The 13,114-nt window shown below is 71.5% G+C and carries 12 protein-coding genes and 1 pseudogene; 3 read left to right on the forward strand and 10 right to left on the reverse strand.

The window, feature by feature from the left end; genetic code table 11:
• Nucleotides 1-2: 2 nt before the first annotated feature.
• The 5 genes and pseudogenes from ABZ478_RS04565 to ABZ478_RS04585 form a co-directional block, all read right to left on the reverse strand.
• Complete coding sequence (locus ABZ478_RS04565; RefSeq protein ID WP_359545299.1) at nucleotides 3-209, reverse strand: DUF397 domain-containing protein; 207 nt, start codon at nucleotides 207-209, stop codon at nucleotides 3-5.
• Nucleotides 206-1,082: pseudogene (locus tag ABZ478_RS04570) on the reverse strand (helix-turn-helix transcriptional regulator). The gene ABZ478_RS04565 and the pseudogene ABZ478_RS04570 overlap by 4 nt, the downstream one beginning before the upstream one ends.
• A gap of 112 nt (nucleotides 1,083-1,194) precedes the next feature.
• Nucleotides 1,195-2,841, reverse strand: coding sequence for a phospho-sugar mutase (locus tag ABZ478_RS04575; RefSeq protein WP_359545301.1), 1,647 nt, complete (start codon nucleotides 2,839-2,841; stop codon nucleotides 1,195-1,197).
• A gap of 97 nt (nucleotides 2,842-2,938) precedes the next feature.
• On the reverse strand, nucleotides 2,939-3,763 hold the full coding sequence (locus ABZ478_RS04580; protein WP_359545303.1) for a purine-nucleoside phosphorylase: 825 nt from the start codon (nucleotides 3,761-3,763) through the stop codon (nucleotides 2,939-2,941).
• A 125-nt stretch (nucleotides 3,764-3,888) separates the two neighbouring features.
• Nucleotides 3,889-4,326 carry a gamma-glutamylcyclotransferase gene (locus ABZ478_RS04585; protein WP_358936326.1) on the reverse strand — a complete coding sequence of 146 codons (438 nt, stop codon included), beginning with the start codon at nucleotides 4,324-4,326 and terminating at the stop codon, nucleotides 3,889-3,891.
• 95 nt (nucleotides 4,327-4,421) lie between these two features.
• Between ABZ478_RS04585 and ABZ478_RS04590 the strand changes: the two genes are divergently transcribed.
• Together ABZ478_RS04590 and ABZ478_RS04595 are read left to right on the forward strand one after the other, a co-directional pair.
• Nucleotides 4,422-5,870 (forward strand): NAD(P)H-quinone dehydrogenase, encoded by a 1,449-nt coding sequence (locus tag ABZ478_RS04590; RefSeq protein WP_359545305.1) that lies wholly within the window; start codon nucleotides 4,422-4,424, stop codon nucleotides 5,868-5,870.
• Between the two features lie 168 nt (nucleotides 5,871-6,038).
• Nucleotides 6,039-6,986, forward strand: a complete 948-nt coding sequence (locus ABZ478_RS04595; protein ID WP_359545307.1) for a DeoR/GlpR family DNA-binding transcription regulator — start codon at nucleotides 6,039-6,041, stop codon at nucleotides 6,984-6,986.
• Nucleotides 6,987-7,574: 588 nt separating this feature from the next.
• Here ABZ478_RS04595 and ABZ478_RS04600 read toward each other — a convergent pair.
• On the reverse strand, nucleotides 7,575-9,347 hold the full coding sequence (locus ABZ478_RS04600; RefSeq protein WP_359545309.1) for a biotin carboxylase N-terminal domain-containing protein: 1,773 nt from the start codon (nucleotides 9,345-9,347) through the stop codon (nucleotides 7,575-7,577).
• 366 nt (nucleotides 9,348-9,713) lie between these two features.
• Between ABZ478_RS04600 and ABZ478_RS04605 the strand changes: the two genes are divergently transcribed.
• The gene (locus tag ABZ478_RS04605; RefSeq protein WP_359545311.1) at nucleotides 9,714-10,301 is read left to right on the forward strand and encodes a hypothetical protein; all 588 of its coding nucleotides are present in this window, start codon (nucleotides 9,714-9,716) and stop codon (nucleotides 10,299-10,301) included.
• Here ABZ478_RS04605 and ABZ478_RS04610 read toward each other — a convergent pair.
• The 4 genes from ABZ478_RS04610 to ABZ478_RS04625 all read right to left on the reverse strand — a co-directional run bounded on the left by ABZ478_RS04610 (nucleotide 10,273) and on the right by ABZ478_RS04625 (nucleotide 13,010).
• Complete coding sequence (locus tag ABZ478_RS04610; RefSeq protein WP_359545313.1) at nucleotides 10,273-10,890, reverse strand: nucleoside triphosphate pyrophosphatase; 618 nt, start codon at nucleotides 10,888-10,890, stop codon at nucleotides 10,273-10,275. The two genes, ABZ478_RS04605 and ABZ478_RS04610, sit on opposite strands and share 29 nt — an antisense overlap.
• Before the next feature lie 40 nt (nucleotides 10,891-10,930).
• Nucleotides 10,931-11,059, reverse strand: coding sequence for a hypothetical protein (locus ABZ478_RS04615; protein ID WP_359545315.1), 129 nt, complete (start codon nucleotides 11,057-11,059; stop codon nucleotides 10,931-10,933).
• Between the two features lie 72 nt (nucleotides 11,060-11,131).
• Nucleotides 11,132-11,341, reverse strand: coding sequence for an acyl-CoA carboxylase epsilon subunit (locus tag ABZ478_RS04620; protein ID WP_250402483.1), 210 nt, complete (start codon nucleotides 11,339-11,341; stop codon nucleotides 11,132-11,134).
• Nucleotides 11,342-11,408: 67 nt separating this feature from the next.
• On the reverse strand, nucleotides 11,409-13,010 hold the full coding sequence (locus tag ABZ478_RS04625; RefSeq protein WP_359545317.1) for an acyl-CoA carboxylase subunit beta: 1,602 nt from the start codon (nucleotides 13,008-13,010) through the stop codon (nucleotides 11,409-11,411).
• Nucleotides 13,011-13,114 lie beyond the last annotated feature (104 nt).

A 13,114-nucleotide genomic window follows, 5' to 3' on the forward strand; every position in this document is an offset into this window, starting at 1 on the left:
GGTCAGCGGACGGCGTACGGCAGGAAGCCGGTCCAGGCAGCGGAGGAGAGGGCGAGCGTGGGGCCCTCGGTGTTCTTGGAGTCGCGGACGTGGACGGTGCGGGGTGCTATCGCGATCTCGACGCAGGATTCGCCGTCGCCGCTACTGCTGTAGCTGCTCTTGAACCACGCGGGTTCCGTGGAGTTCCCAGGGACGGTCTCGTGGATCATGTCTCTCCCGGGAGTTGCTCGATGAAGGCCCGCGACTCCCGCGGGGTAAGGGCCTGGGCTCGGATCATTCCATAGCGCAGTTCGAGAATCCTGATGTGTTTTGGCTCGGAGACGGGGCGGCTGTTGAATGCGCCGTTGGAGCGCCCCACCGCGGTGCCGTCGGGAAACTTCAAGAGCTCGATCATCCCCCCGGTGCCGAAGTGCTCCTCGTTGCCGGTCGGGGCGACCTGAACGGATACGTGCCGGGAACGTGACAGCTCCAGTAGGTGCTCGAGTTGTTGTCGCCACACCGTCCTGCCGCCTACCGGGCGCCGCAACGTCACCTCTTCCTGCACGAAGCTGAGCGTTGGTGCCGGCGCCCTCTCGAAGACTGAGCGCCGAGCCATCCGTGCGGCCACCATGCGCTCAACCTCCTCCTCGGAGTAGGCGGGCAGCCAGACCTCGAATAGCGCCCGCATGTGCTTCTCGGTCTGCAGCAGGCCGTGAATGTTGTTGCACTCGTACGCGCCGATCTCGACGGCTTGTGCCTCAAGTTTGGCCAGCTCCCGCACCTTCCTCGGGTACCGGACCTTGGCCACGTCCTCCTTCATCGCCGCGAGCAGTCCGCCCGCTCCCAGTGCCTCATCGGCGCGGTCCAAATACTCGGGCCGGGGGATCCGTTTTGCCGGCCTCGATCTTGTAGACCATGTCCTCGCCGTAGCCCACGGCCCGGCCGAAATCCGGGGGACGCACCCCGGCCGCCTCGCGGCGCAGCCTCAACTGCCGCCCGACTGTGGCGATCACGGCGACGCCCCACTCGTCGTCCGGGTCGACCTCCCAGCCCGGCTCGTCCGCCTCGGTCCTGAGGCGTTCCGCCTGTCCGTCGACCGTCATAGCGCCCCCGTTGACTCGGCCCCGCTCCGTGACGCCCTGTGTGCACAGGGTCATCGGTCACGGTAGCGGGGCCGGGCTCGAAGGCGTGCGGTGATCGTGGAAGAAGGGACGCTCAGAGCCCCGCCGCCGCCGAAAGGTCGCGCTTCAGGGCCGTCAGGAGTTCGGTGGCCCTGGTGCGGGCCGCCGGGAGGGCGGCGTGGTCCGGGGCCGGGACGACGACCTCCAGGTAGCACTTCAGCTTGGGCTCGGTGCCGCTGGGGCGGACGACGACCCGGGCGCCGTCGAGCGTGTAGCGCAGGCCGTCGGTGGGTGGGAGCCGGTCCGTGCCCCGGGTCAGGTCCTCGGCGCGGGTGATGGCCAGGCCCGCCAGCTCGGTCGGGGGCTGCTCGCGCAGCCGGCGCATGGCGTCCGAGATCACGGAGAGGTCCTCGACGCGTACCGAGAGCTGGTCGGTCGCGTGCAGCCCGTGCTCCACGGCCAGGTCGTCGAGCAGGTCGAGCAGGGTGCGGCCCCGCTCCTTGAGCACCGAGGCCAGCTCGGTGATCAGCAGGGCGGCCGTGATGCCGTCCTTGTCCCGCACGCCCTCCGGGTCGACGCAGTAGCCGAGCGCCTCCTCGTAGCCGTAGCGCAGGCCGTCCACGCGGGCGATCCACTTGAAGCCGGTCAGGGTCTCCTCGTACGGGAGCTTCGCGCTCTCGGCGATGCGGCCGAGGAGGGAGGAGGAGACGATCGACTCCGCGAAGGTGCCGGTGGCCCCGCGTCCGACCAGATGGGCGGCGAGCAGCGAGCCCACCTCGTCGCCGCGCAGCATCCGCCAGTCGGCGCCGTCCTTGACGGCCACGGCGCAGCGGTCGGCGTCCGGGTCGTTGGCGATGACCAGGTCCGGGTCCGTGGCGCGGGCCCGCGCGAACGCCAGGTCCATGGCGCCCGGCTCCTCCGGGTTGGGGAAGGCCACGGTCGGGAAGTCCGGGTCCGGGTCGGCCTGCTCGGCGACCAGCACCGGCTCCGGGAACCCGGCGCGGGCGAACGCGGCCAGCAGGACGTCCCGGCCGACTCCGTGCATCGCCGTGTAGACCGTGCGGGCGGTACGCGGCGAGCCGGCGTCCAGGACGGCGTCCGTACGGGCCAGATAGGCGTCCAGGACCGAGTCGTCCAGCGTCTCCCAGCCGGACTCCGGACGGGGGACGTCGTTCAGCGAGGCGATCGCGTCGATCTCGGCGGCGATCTCCGCGTCGGCGGGCGGGACGATCTGGGAGCCGTCGCCGAGGTAGACCTTGTAGCCGTTGTCCCGGGGCGGATTGTGACTGGCGGTGACCTCCACGCCCGCGACCGCGCCCAGGTGCCGGACGGCGAACGCCAGGACGGGGGTGGGCAGGGGACGCGGCAGCACGGCGGCCCGCAGGCCGGCGCCGGTCACCACGGCGGCGGTGTCCCGGGCGAAGTCGGCGGACATGTGGCGGGCGTCGTAGCCGATGACGACCAGCCCGGCGTCCTCGCCCCCGTGGGAGGCCCCGTTCTTCCTCAGGTACGCGGCGAGGCCGGCCGCGGCACGGATGACGACCGCGCGGTTCATGCGCATCGGGCCGGCGCCCAGCTCGCCGCGCAGGCCCGCGGTGCCGAACTGGAGGGTGCCGGAGAACCGGTCCGACAGGGCCGGCACGTCACCGGCGTCGATCAGCCCGGCCAGTTCCTCGCGGGTGCGCGGGTCGGGGTCCTCGGCGAGCCATGCCTTGGCCTTGGCGATGAGTTCGTCGTGCACCTTGGGATCAACCTCTCCTCAGTTCCTGCCGGAGGCTTCGCCCCCGGACCCCCGTTCCGCACCGCCCCACCGGTCCGGCCGGCGGGCGGGCGGTCTCTCAGATCCTGCCCAGTACCTGCGTCAGCAGCTGCCCCATGCGGGCCGCCGAGTCGCGGCCCGCCTGCAGGACCTCCTCGTGGTTCAGCGGCTCGCCGGTCATGCCCGCGGCGAGGTTGGTGACCAGGGAGATGCCCAGCACCTCGGCGCCGGCCTCGCGGGCGGCGATGGCCTCGAGCACCGTGGACATGCCGACCAGGTCCGCGCCGATGACGCGGGCCATGCGGATCTCCGCCGGGGTCTCGTAGTGCGGGCCGGGGAACTGCGCGTAGACGCCCTCCTCCAGGCTGGAGTCGATCTCCTTGCACAGGGCGCGCAGACGCGGGGAGTAGAGGTCGGTGAGGTCGACGAAGTTGGCGCCGACGATCGGCGAGGTCGCCGTCAGGTTGAGGTGATCGCTGATCAGCACCGGCTGGCCGGGGCGCATGCCCTCGCGCAGACCGCCGCAGCCGTTGGTGAGGACCACGGTCTTGCAGCCGGCGGCGACGGCCGTGCGGACACCGTGCGCGACGGCGGCGACCCCGCGGCCCTCGTAGTAGTGCGTGCGGCCGAGGAAGACCAGGGCGCGCTTGTCACCGAAGGAGTACGAGCGGATCTTGCCGCCGTGCCCCTCGACGGCCGGCGGCGGGAAGCCGGGCAGCTCGGTGACCTGGAACTCGGCGTCGGGGGCGCCGAGGGCGTCGACGGCCGGAGCCCAGCCGGAGCCCATCACGAGGGCGACGTCGTGGGTCTCGGCGCCGGTCAGTTCGCGCAGGCGCGCGGCGGCGGCGTCGGCGGCGGCGTAGGGATCGCCCTGGATGTCGTCCGGAAGAAGAGATGCGTTCACGCCGACGAGGGTAGCCGGTTCTCGCCTACGCGCGTAGATGACGGAGCCAACGGGATGGCGATCGTTGTCTTGTCGTTTCCAACGAGACGCGGTCCCGGCCGGGGGCGCCCGGTGCGCGGCTGCCGCTAACACGGCCGCTTGCGCAGCTCCATCACGTAGTCGTGGGGCGCGCCCGCCGATTCCGCCGCGTCCGCGATCTCGCCCAGGTAGCGGGCCGAGGGCAGTCCGCCCTCGTAGCCGTTGAGGGCGTACACCCAGGCCGGTTCCTCGCCGTCCAGGGTGTGCACGCGGACCCGGACGCGGCGGTAGATCTCCAGACCCACGCCCTCCCACCGGTCGAGGGACTCCTCGTCCATCGGTGCGATGTCGTACAGGCCGACGAAGACCTGGGCCCCCGGCTCCTCGACGATCGTCGCCAGCGCCCCCTCCCAGCCCAGGTGCTCGCCGCCGAAGGTGAGCCGCCAGCCGTTCAGCCAGCCCACGGCGCGCTGCGGGGAGTGCGGGGCGCGGCGGGACATCAGCCGGGCGTCGAGGTTGCCGGCGTACGCGGCATAGAGCGACATGCACGAAGGGTACGGCAGCCGAAACTCCCGTCCCGCGTGCACCGGAGGCACCGGCGGGCGCCCCGGGGCGGATGCACCTTGAAGCGTGCGGGACAATGGGGTACGTGACTCGGATCGTGATCATCGGTGGCGGACCCGGCGGATATGAAGCGGCCCTGGTGGCCGCCCAGCTCGGCGCGGAGGTGACCGTCGTCGACTGCGACGGTCTGGGCGGAGCGTCGGTGCTGACCGACTGCGTGCCGTCGAAGACCCTTATCGCTACGGCCGAGGTGATGACCACCTTCGACTCCTCCTACGAGGAGCTCGGCATCATCGTCGCCGACGACACCCCGCCGCTGGAGCAGGCGGCCCGGGTGGTCGGCGTGGACCTCGGCAAGGTCAACCGCCGGGTGAAGCGGCTCGCGCTCGCCCAGTCCCACGACATCACCGCGTCCGTGACCCGGGCCGGCGCCCGGGTCATGCGCGGCCGGGGCCGGCTCGACGGCATGCAGGCCCTGGACGGTTCCCGCAAGGTCGTCGTCACCGCCGCCGACGGCTCCGAGGAGACCCTCACCGCCGACGCCGTCCTCATCGCCACCGGCGGTCACCCGCGCGAGCTCCCCGACGCCCGGCCCGACGGCGAGCGCATCCTCAACTGGACGCAGGTCTACGACCTCACCGAGCTGCCGGAAGAGCTGATCGTGGTCGGCTCCGGCGTCACCGGCGCCGAGTTCGCCGGCGCCTACCAGGCGCTGGGCTCCAAGGTCACCCTGGTCTCCTCCCGGGACCGGGTGCTGCCGGGCGAGGACCCGGACGCCGCCGCGGTCCTCGAGGACGTCTTCCGCCGCCGCGGCATGAACGTCATGGCCCGCTCCCGCGCGCAGTCCGCCAAGCGCGTCGGCGACCGGGTCGAGGTGACGCTGGCCGACGGCCGGGTCATCACCGGCTCGCACTGCCTCATGGCCGTGGGCGCCATCCCCAACAGCGCGGGCCTGGGTCTGGAGGACGCCGGCGTCAGGCTGCGCGACTCCGGTCACATCTGGACCGACAAGGTGTCGCGCACGACCGCCCCGGGCGTGTACGCGGCCGGTGACGTCACGGGCGTCTTCGCCCTCGCGTCGGTCGCGGCGATGCAGGGACGCATCGCCATGTACCACTTCCTCGGCGACGCGGTGGCCCCGCTGAACCTGAAGACGGTCTCCTCCAACGTCTTCACCGACCCCGAGATCGCCACCGTCGGCTACACCCAGGCGGACGTGGACGCGGGCAAGATCGACGCCCGGGTGGTGAAGCTGCCCCTGCTGCGCAACCCGCGCGCCAAGATGCAGGGCATCCGGGACGGCTTCGTCAAGATCTTCTGCCGGCCGGGCACCGGGATCGTCGTCGGCGGTGTCGTCGTCGCGCCGCGCGCCTCGGAACTGATCCATCCCATCTCGATCGCCGTCGACAACAATCTGACGGTCGAGCAGATCGCGAAGGCGTTCACGGTGTACCCCTCGCTTTCGGGGTCGATCGCGGAGGTGGCACGGCAGTTGCACACGCGCAAGGCGGGCATCGAGGCCTGAGCCGCGAAGGCCGACTTCCCGCTGGTCACGGGGAGTTGTCGAGCATGCGTACGGCATAGGCGGGTGGACTAGGTCCCTATACCACCTCCCGCCCTGCCGTACGAACAACTTCTGTTATTCGGCGCAAACTGCTGAAACCAGACGGTCGTTGGGGTTACTGTCAGTTTCGTGTTCGCTGCAGAACGTCGCCAATTGATCCTCGAAATGGTGCGAGCGAACGGGGCCGTGTCGCTCCGTGAACTCGCCCGCGTCGTCCAGACCTCCGAAGTGACCGTACGGCGGGACGTGCGCGCACTGGAGGCAGAAGGACTCCTCGACCGCCGGCACGGCGGTGCGGTACTGCCGGGCGGGTTCACGCGGGAGTCCGGCTTTCCGCAGAAGTCCCATCTCGCGACCGCCGAGAAGACGGCCATCGCCGACCTCGCCGCCGGCCTCGTCGAGGAGGGCGAGGCCATCGTGGTCGGGGCGGGCACCACCACGCAGGAGCTGGCACGCCGGCTCGCGCGGGTGCCCGGGCTGACCGTCGTCACCAACTCCCTGCTGGTGGCACAGGCGCTGGCCCATGCCAACCGGGTGGAAGTGGTGATGACCGGCGGCACCCTGCGCGGCTCCAACTACGCCCTCGTCGGGTCCGGTGCCGAGCAGTCCCTCCAGGGGCTCAGGGTCTCCAAGGCCTTCCTGTCCGGGAGCGGGCTCACCGCGGAGCGCGGGCTGTCCACGTCCAACATGCTCTCGGCGTCCGTCGACCGGGCACTGGTGCAGGCCGCCGCCGAGGTAGTGGTCCTCGCCGACCACACCAAGCTGGGCACCGACACGATGTTCCAGACGGTGCCGACCGACGTCATCACCCGCCTGGTCACCGACGAGCCGCCCGGGCACGACGACCGCGCCGGCACGGAGCTGCAGGCCCTCGCCGACCAGGGCGTGCAGATCGCCGTGGCGGGAGCGGGGGGAAACCCGGTGGGTGACCCCATGCCCACGGCCCGGCAGCAGAGGTCGTCCTCACTGCCGGGACCCCGTCGGGGGCAGGTCGCCGGTGGCGCGCTGCGGGGCATGCTCGGCGACCAGCCGGCCGGGGCCGAGCGGGGTCGCGTCGCCGACCTGCGCAGGCGCTGAGGTCTTCGGGGGGCTGAGGGCCGTCACAGCGTCGCGGAGGGTCCTCACGGGCGCCGAGGGGCTGTCACGGCGGCACTGAGGCCGTCACGGGTGCCGAGGGGCTGTCGCAGCGGTGCTGAAGGCGGTGGGGCGCTGGGGCTTGGATGGGCACCGAGGCCGTCACGGGTGCTGAGGCTTGGATGGGCATCGAGGCCGTCATGGTCGCTGGGGCTTGGATGGGCATCGAGGCCGTCATGGTCGCTGGGGCTTGGATGGGCATCGAGGCCGTCATGGTCGCTGGGGCTTGCTCAGGCGCCGAGGCCGTCACGGGCGCTGAGAGGCCGCCGGTTCGGTTCGCCGTAGGGCGTCGTGGGGGTGCGGGTTCGACGGTGCGCCATGGGACGGCGGGTCGCCGGACGGGGGCGGGTGCTCCGTGGCTCCTCGCGTCCGCGCGGCCACGCGTCCGCGCGGCCGAGCCGCACACCGGCACTGCCTCGCACCCCTCCCGGCCCCGCCCGGACCCGTGACCCCGAGCCGGCCCGGGGAAACCGGACGCCCGGCGGGCCCTGTCTGGCGCCACCGGGCGTCGGTGTTCGGGGATGCCTGCCGTCAGTCCTTGATCTCGCAGATCGCGGCGCCGGAGGTGACCGAGGCGCCCACCTCGAAGTTCAGGCCCTTGATGGTGCCGGACCGGTGGGCGTTGAGCGGCTGCTCCATCTTCATGGCCTCCAGGACGACGACCAGGTCGCCCTCCTTGACCTCCTGGCCCTCCTCCACGGCGACCTTCACGATCGTGCCCTGCATGGGGGAGGCGAGGGTGTCACCGGAGGCCACCGGGCCGGACTTCTTGGCCGCGCGACGCTTCGGCTTGGCACCGGCGGCGAGGCCGGTGCGGGCCAGCGACATGCCCAGGGAGGACGGCAGGGAGACCTCGAGGCGCTTGCCGCCGACCTCGACGACGACCGTCTCGCGGCCCGTCTCCTCCTCGCCCTCGGCGTCGGCCGGAGCGGAGAAGGGCTTGATCTCGTTGACGAACTCGGTCTCGATCCAGCGGGTGTGGACCTTGAACGCCTCGTCGGAGCCGGTCAGTTCGGGGGCGAACGCCGGGTCCCTGACGACCACGCGGTGGAACGGGATGGCCGTGGCCATGCCCTCGACCTGGAACTCGTCCAGCGCCCGGGCGGCCCGCTCCAGGGCCTCCTTGCGGGTGCGGCCGGTGACGATCAGCTTGGCCAGCAGGGAGTCCCAGGCCGGGCCGATCACACTGCCGGCCTCCACGCCCGCGTCCAGCCGGACACCGGGACCGGTCGGCGCCTCGAAACGGGTGACCGTGCCGGGGGCGGGCAGGAAGTTGCGGCCCGGGTCCTCGCCGTTGATCCGGAACTCGAACGAGTGTCCGCGAAGCGCGGGGTCGTCGTAGCCGAGTTCCTCGCCGTCGGCGATGCGGAACATCTCGCGGACCAGGTCGATGCCGGCGACCTCCTCGGTCACCGGGTGCTCCACCTGGAGGCGGGTGTTGACCTCGAGGAAGGAGATGGTGCCGTCCTGGCCGACCAGGAACTCACAGGTGCCGGCGCCCTCGTAGCGGGCCTCCTTCAGGATGGCCTTCGAGGCGCGGTACAGCTCGGCGACCTGCTCCTCGGAGAGGAACGGCGCCGGGGCCTCCTCGACCAGCTTCTGGTGCCGGCGCTGCAGCGAGCAGTCACGGGTGGAGACGACGACCACGTTGCCGTGCTTGTCGGCCAGGCACTGGGTCTCCACGTGGCGCGGACGGTCGAGGTAGCGCTCGACGAAGCACTCGCCGCGACCGAAGGCGGCGACCGCCTCGCGCACCGCGGAGTCGTACAGCTCCGGGACCTCCTCGAGGGTCCTGGCCACCTTCAGGCCGCGGCCACCGCCGCCGAAGGCGGCCTTGATGGCGATCGGCAGGCCGTGCTGCTCGGCGAAGGCGACGACCTCGTCCGCGCCGGAGACGGGGTCGGGCGTACCGGCGACCAGCGGGGCGCCGGCGCGCTGGGCGATGTGCCGGGCGGCGACCTTGTCACCCAGGTCGCGGATGGCCTGCGGCGGCGGGCCGATCCAGATCAGGCCCGCGTCCAGCACGGCCTGCGCGAACTCCGCGTTCTCCGAGAGGAAGCCGTAGCCCGGATGGATGGCGTCGGCCCCCGATTCCCGGGCGGCGTTCAGCACCTTCTCGATGTCCAGATAGCTGGTGGCCGGCGTGTCACCGCCCAGGGCGAACGCCTCATCCGCGGCGCGGACATGCAGAGCGTCCCGGTCCGGGTCGGCGTAGACGGCCACGCTCGCGATCCCGGCGTCCCGGCAGGCCCGGGCCACGCGGACAGCGATTTCGCCACGGTTGGCGATGAGCACCTTGCGCACGATTGAGGCTCCCTCCTTGAAACAAGCCGAGTTTAGGGACTGCCGACACGACTCATCGACCCGTCCCCAATGGTGAGCTTGCCCACACGGAGCGTGATTCGAGGCCCGCTCGACCCGCGAAAGCCCATGTCGCACCTGGGGTACGGCGGGCCTCCTCCGGGCAACCCTAGCCCCGACATGTGGTCAAGGTCTCTGTGAGAGGGTGCCGCGCCCCACTCCGTTTCTTTGTCGAGTCCCTACGAATGGCCCAATGATTCTTTGCCGGTGGCCGAACCCTTGTCCCAGGGTTTACCCGTTAGTAGCGTTCGCGATGACTCGAACGTACCCGGAGTAACCGGGTTTTGGCTGGAGAGTGGGTGGGGGCCGGTGGTGCGCAGACCGGTGGCATGGGTCGTGGCGATCGTCCTCTTGGCCGAGGCGTTCTTCATCGGGGCGCTGAACTGGTTCCTCGGGATGGTCGTCGAACGCCAGAAGATGTCGTTGGCCGGGCTCGACCCGGACGTCATGTCGACGTCCTCGAAGATCGGCGGCCTGGTCTTCGGCCTCTACTTCGCGCTGTGCGCCCTGGTGGCCCTGCTGGTGGCGATACGCGACCGGGCCCCCGCCGGCTTCGGCCGGGTGCTGCTGATCAGCGTGGCGGTCGTGCACGGCCTGCTGGGGGCCTTCGCGCTGAGCCTGATGGGCTGGCCGGCCTTCGTCTTCATGGTGGTGATGCTCGGCCTGGTCGTCCTGCTCCTGGTGACCTACGACCGGGACGGCGGCCCGGAGCAGGGCGTGTCCGGCGGCGCCCCCAAGGCGGGCGGCGACCCGAGGGCCGAGGACGAACCGGCCACCGGGTCCCCGGAGGGCGCGGGCCCGGCGCACGGCGGTACGGGCGAGCCGCGGGACGGGGACGAGGAGCCGCAGGACTCCGTCCCCGCCCAGGTCACTCAGCCGGTGCCCACAACTCCGTGATGCCGACGCCCAGTTCGGCCAGCAGTCGGCGAACGAGGGGCAGGCTGATGCCGATCACGTTGCCGTGGTCGCCGTCGATGCCCTCGATGAACGGCGCCGAACGGCCGTCCAGGGTGAACGCCCCGGCGACGTAGAGAGGTTCGCCGGAGGCGACGTACGCGGCGATCTCCTCGTCCGAGGGCTCGCCGAAGCGCACGACGGTGGAGGCGGTCGCGGAGACGTGGCGCTTCACCGTCGTGTCCCAGACGCAGTGGCCGGTCTGCAGGGTGCCGACCCGCCCGCGCATGGCCTTCCAGCGGGCGGTGGCCTCCTCGGCGTCGGCGGGCTTGCCGAGCGCCTGCCCGTCCAGCTCCAGCACCGAGTCGCAGCCGATCACCAGGGCGCCCAGCACCTCCGGCTTCGCCGCCACCACCGAGGCCTTGGCCTCGGCCAGGGCGAGCGCCAGCTCCGCCGGGGTGGGCGCGGTGACGGCGTCCTCGTCGACCCCGCTCACGATCACCTCGGGGGCGAGGCCCGCCTGGCGCAGCAGGCCGAGCCGGGCGGGGGACTGGGAGGCGAGCACGAGTCGCCTGCGTGGCTTGGCAGTCATGCGGCCAGGTTAGGCCCTCGCACGCGGATCGGGCGCCGCGCTACCGCAGGCCGATCACGATCATCCCCAGCACCATCGCCAGGGCCAGGACGAGTCCGAGCCGCCGAAGCATCTCCTGCGTGTCGCGCAGTTCTTCGGGCGGCTCGTTATCGGGGTCTGACCACAGCATTCTTCCAGCGTGCGGGTGGCTTCGGGCCGGGCGCCTGAGTACCCGTACTCAAGTTGGCGCCCGGCGCGGCGCTCAGCTCGGCCAGTAGGTGCGGGTCCAGGACGCCGGGCCCGGCTGGGGCAGGCGCGCGGACGCGATGCGGGCCGGGTCCGACCACGAGTCCCTCGTCCCGGGCGCGCCGGGCGGCGCCGCGGCGGCCGCCACGGCGCGGGCCCGGACCACCGCCAGGGCGGCGGCGAGCTCCTCCGGGGTCGGGTTGCCTCGTACGACCTTGATGTTCATGACCGCTCCAGGGGTGCGCGGGGCGGGGGCCCGTCCGCCGTGGTCCGCCGGACGGGCCCCACAGGTCCTACAGGGGGATGTTGCCGTGCTTCTTCGGAGGCAGGGATTCCCGCTTCGTGCGCAGTTGACGCAGGCCGCGGACGATGTGGGAGCGGGTGTCGGACGGCATGATCACCGCGTCGATGTAGCCCCGCTCGGCCGCGACGTAGGGGTTGAGGAGGGCGTCCTCGTACTCCTGGATCAGCCGGGCGCGGGTGGCCTCACCGTCTCCCTGGCCCTCCGCCTCGCCGATGGTGCGGCGGTGCAGGATGTTGACGGCTCCCTGGGCGCCCATGACGGCGATCTGGGCGGTCGGCCAGGCCAGGTTGAGGTCGGCGCCCAGGTGCTTGGAGCCCATGACGTCGTAGGCGCCGCCGAACGCCTTGCGGGTGATGACGGTGATCAGCGGGACCGTCGCCTCGGCGTACGCGAAGATCAGCTTGGCGCCGCGCCGGATGATGCCGGTGTGCTCCTGGTCGACGCCCGGCAGGAAGCCCGGCACGTCGACGAAGGTGAGCACCGGGACGTTGAAGGCGTCGCAGGTCCGCACGAAGCGGGCGGCCTTCTCCGAGGCGTCGATGTCCAGGCAGCCGGCGAACTGCATCGGCTGGTTGGCGACGATGCCCACCGGGTGGCCCTCGACCCGGCCGAAGCCGGTGACGATGTTCGGCGCGAACAGCGCCTGCGTCTCGAAGAACTCGGCGTCGTCCAGGACGTGTTCGACCACCGTGCGAATGTCGTACGGCTGGTTCGCGCTGTCCGGGACCAGGGTGTCGAGCTCCAGGTCCTCGGCGCCCACGGTGAGGTCCGCCTCCTCGGCGAAGACCGGGGCCTCGCTGAGGTTGTTGGACGGCAGGTACGACAGCAGCTGCTTGACGTACTCGATGGCGTCCTTCTCGTCCCCGGCCATGTGGTGGGCCACACCGGAGGCGGAGTTGTGGGTGCGGGCGCCGCCCAGCTCCTCGAAGCCGACGTCCTCACCGGTGACCGTCTTGATGACGTCGGGGCCGGTGATGAACATGTGCGAGGTCTGGTCGACCATGACCGTGAAGTCGGTGATCGCCGGCGAGTACACGGCACCGCCCGCGCACGGGCCGACGACCAGGCTGATCTGCGGGATCACCCCGGAGGCGTGGGTGTTGCGGCGGAAGATCTCGCCGTAGGCGCCGAGGGAGGCCACGCCTTCCTGGATGCGCGCGCCACCGGAGTCGTTGATGCCGATGACCGGGCAGCCGGTCTTCAGCGCGAAGTCCATCACCTTGACGATCTTCTGGCCGTAGACCTCGCCGAGGGCGCCGCCGAAGACGGTGAAGTCCTGGGAGAACACCGCGACCGGGCGGCCGTCGACCGTGCCGTAGCCGGTCACGACGCCATCGCCGTACGGGCGGTTCTTCTCCAGGCCGAAGTTGGTGGAGCGGTGGCGGGCGAACTCGTCGAGCTCGACGAAGGAGCCCTCGTCGAGGAGGAGTTCGATGCGCTCACGCGCCGTCAGCTTGCCCTTGGCGTGCTGCTTCTCTACGGCGCGCTCCGAGCCGGCATGCGTCGCCTCGTGGATGCGGCGCTGCAGATCCGCGAGTTTGCCCGCGGTCGTGTGGATGTCGATCTCTTGGCGCTCTTCCGGCTCGGACATCGGGATCGCGGCTCCCTGCCTGCTCAAAAGGGGGGACGGTTACTCATCCGTAGCGTAGTGGTGCCGCTGCGCATCAGCAGTGCGGCGTTTCCCACACCTAGGGT

Origin of the sequence: Streptomyces sp. NPDC005706, from assembly GCF_040631045.1 — a bacterium.
Classification (GTDB): domain Bacteria; phylum Actinomycetota; class Actinomycetes; order Streptomycetales; family Streptomycetaceae; genus Streptomyces.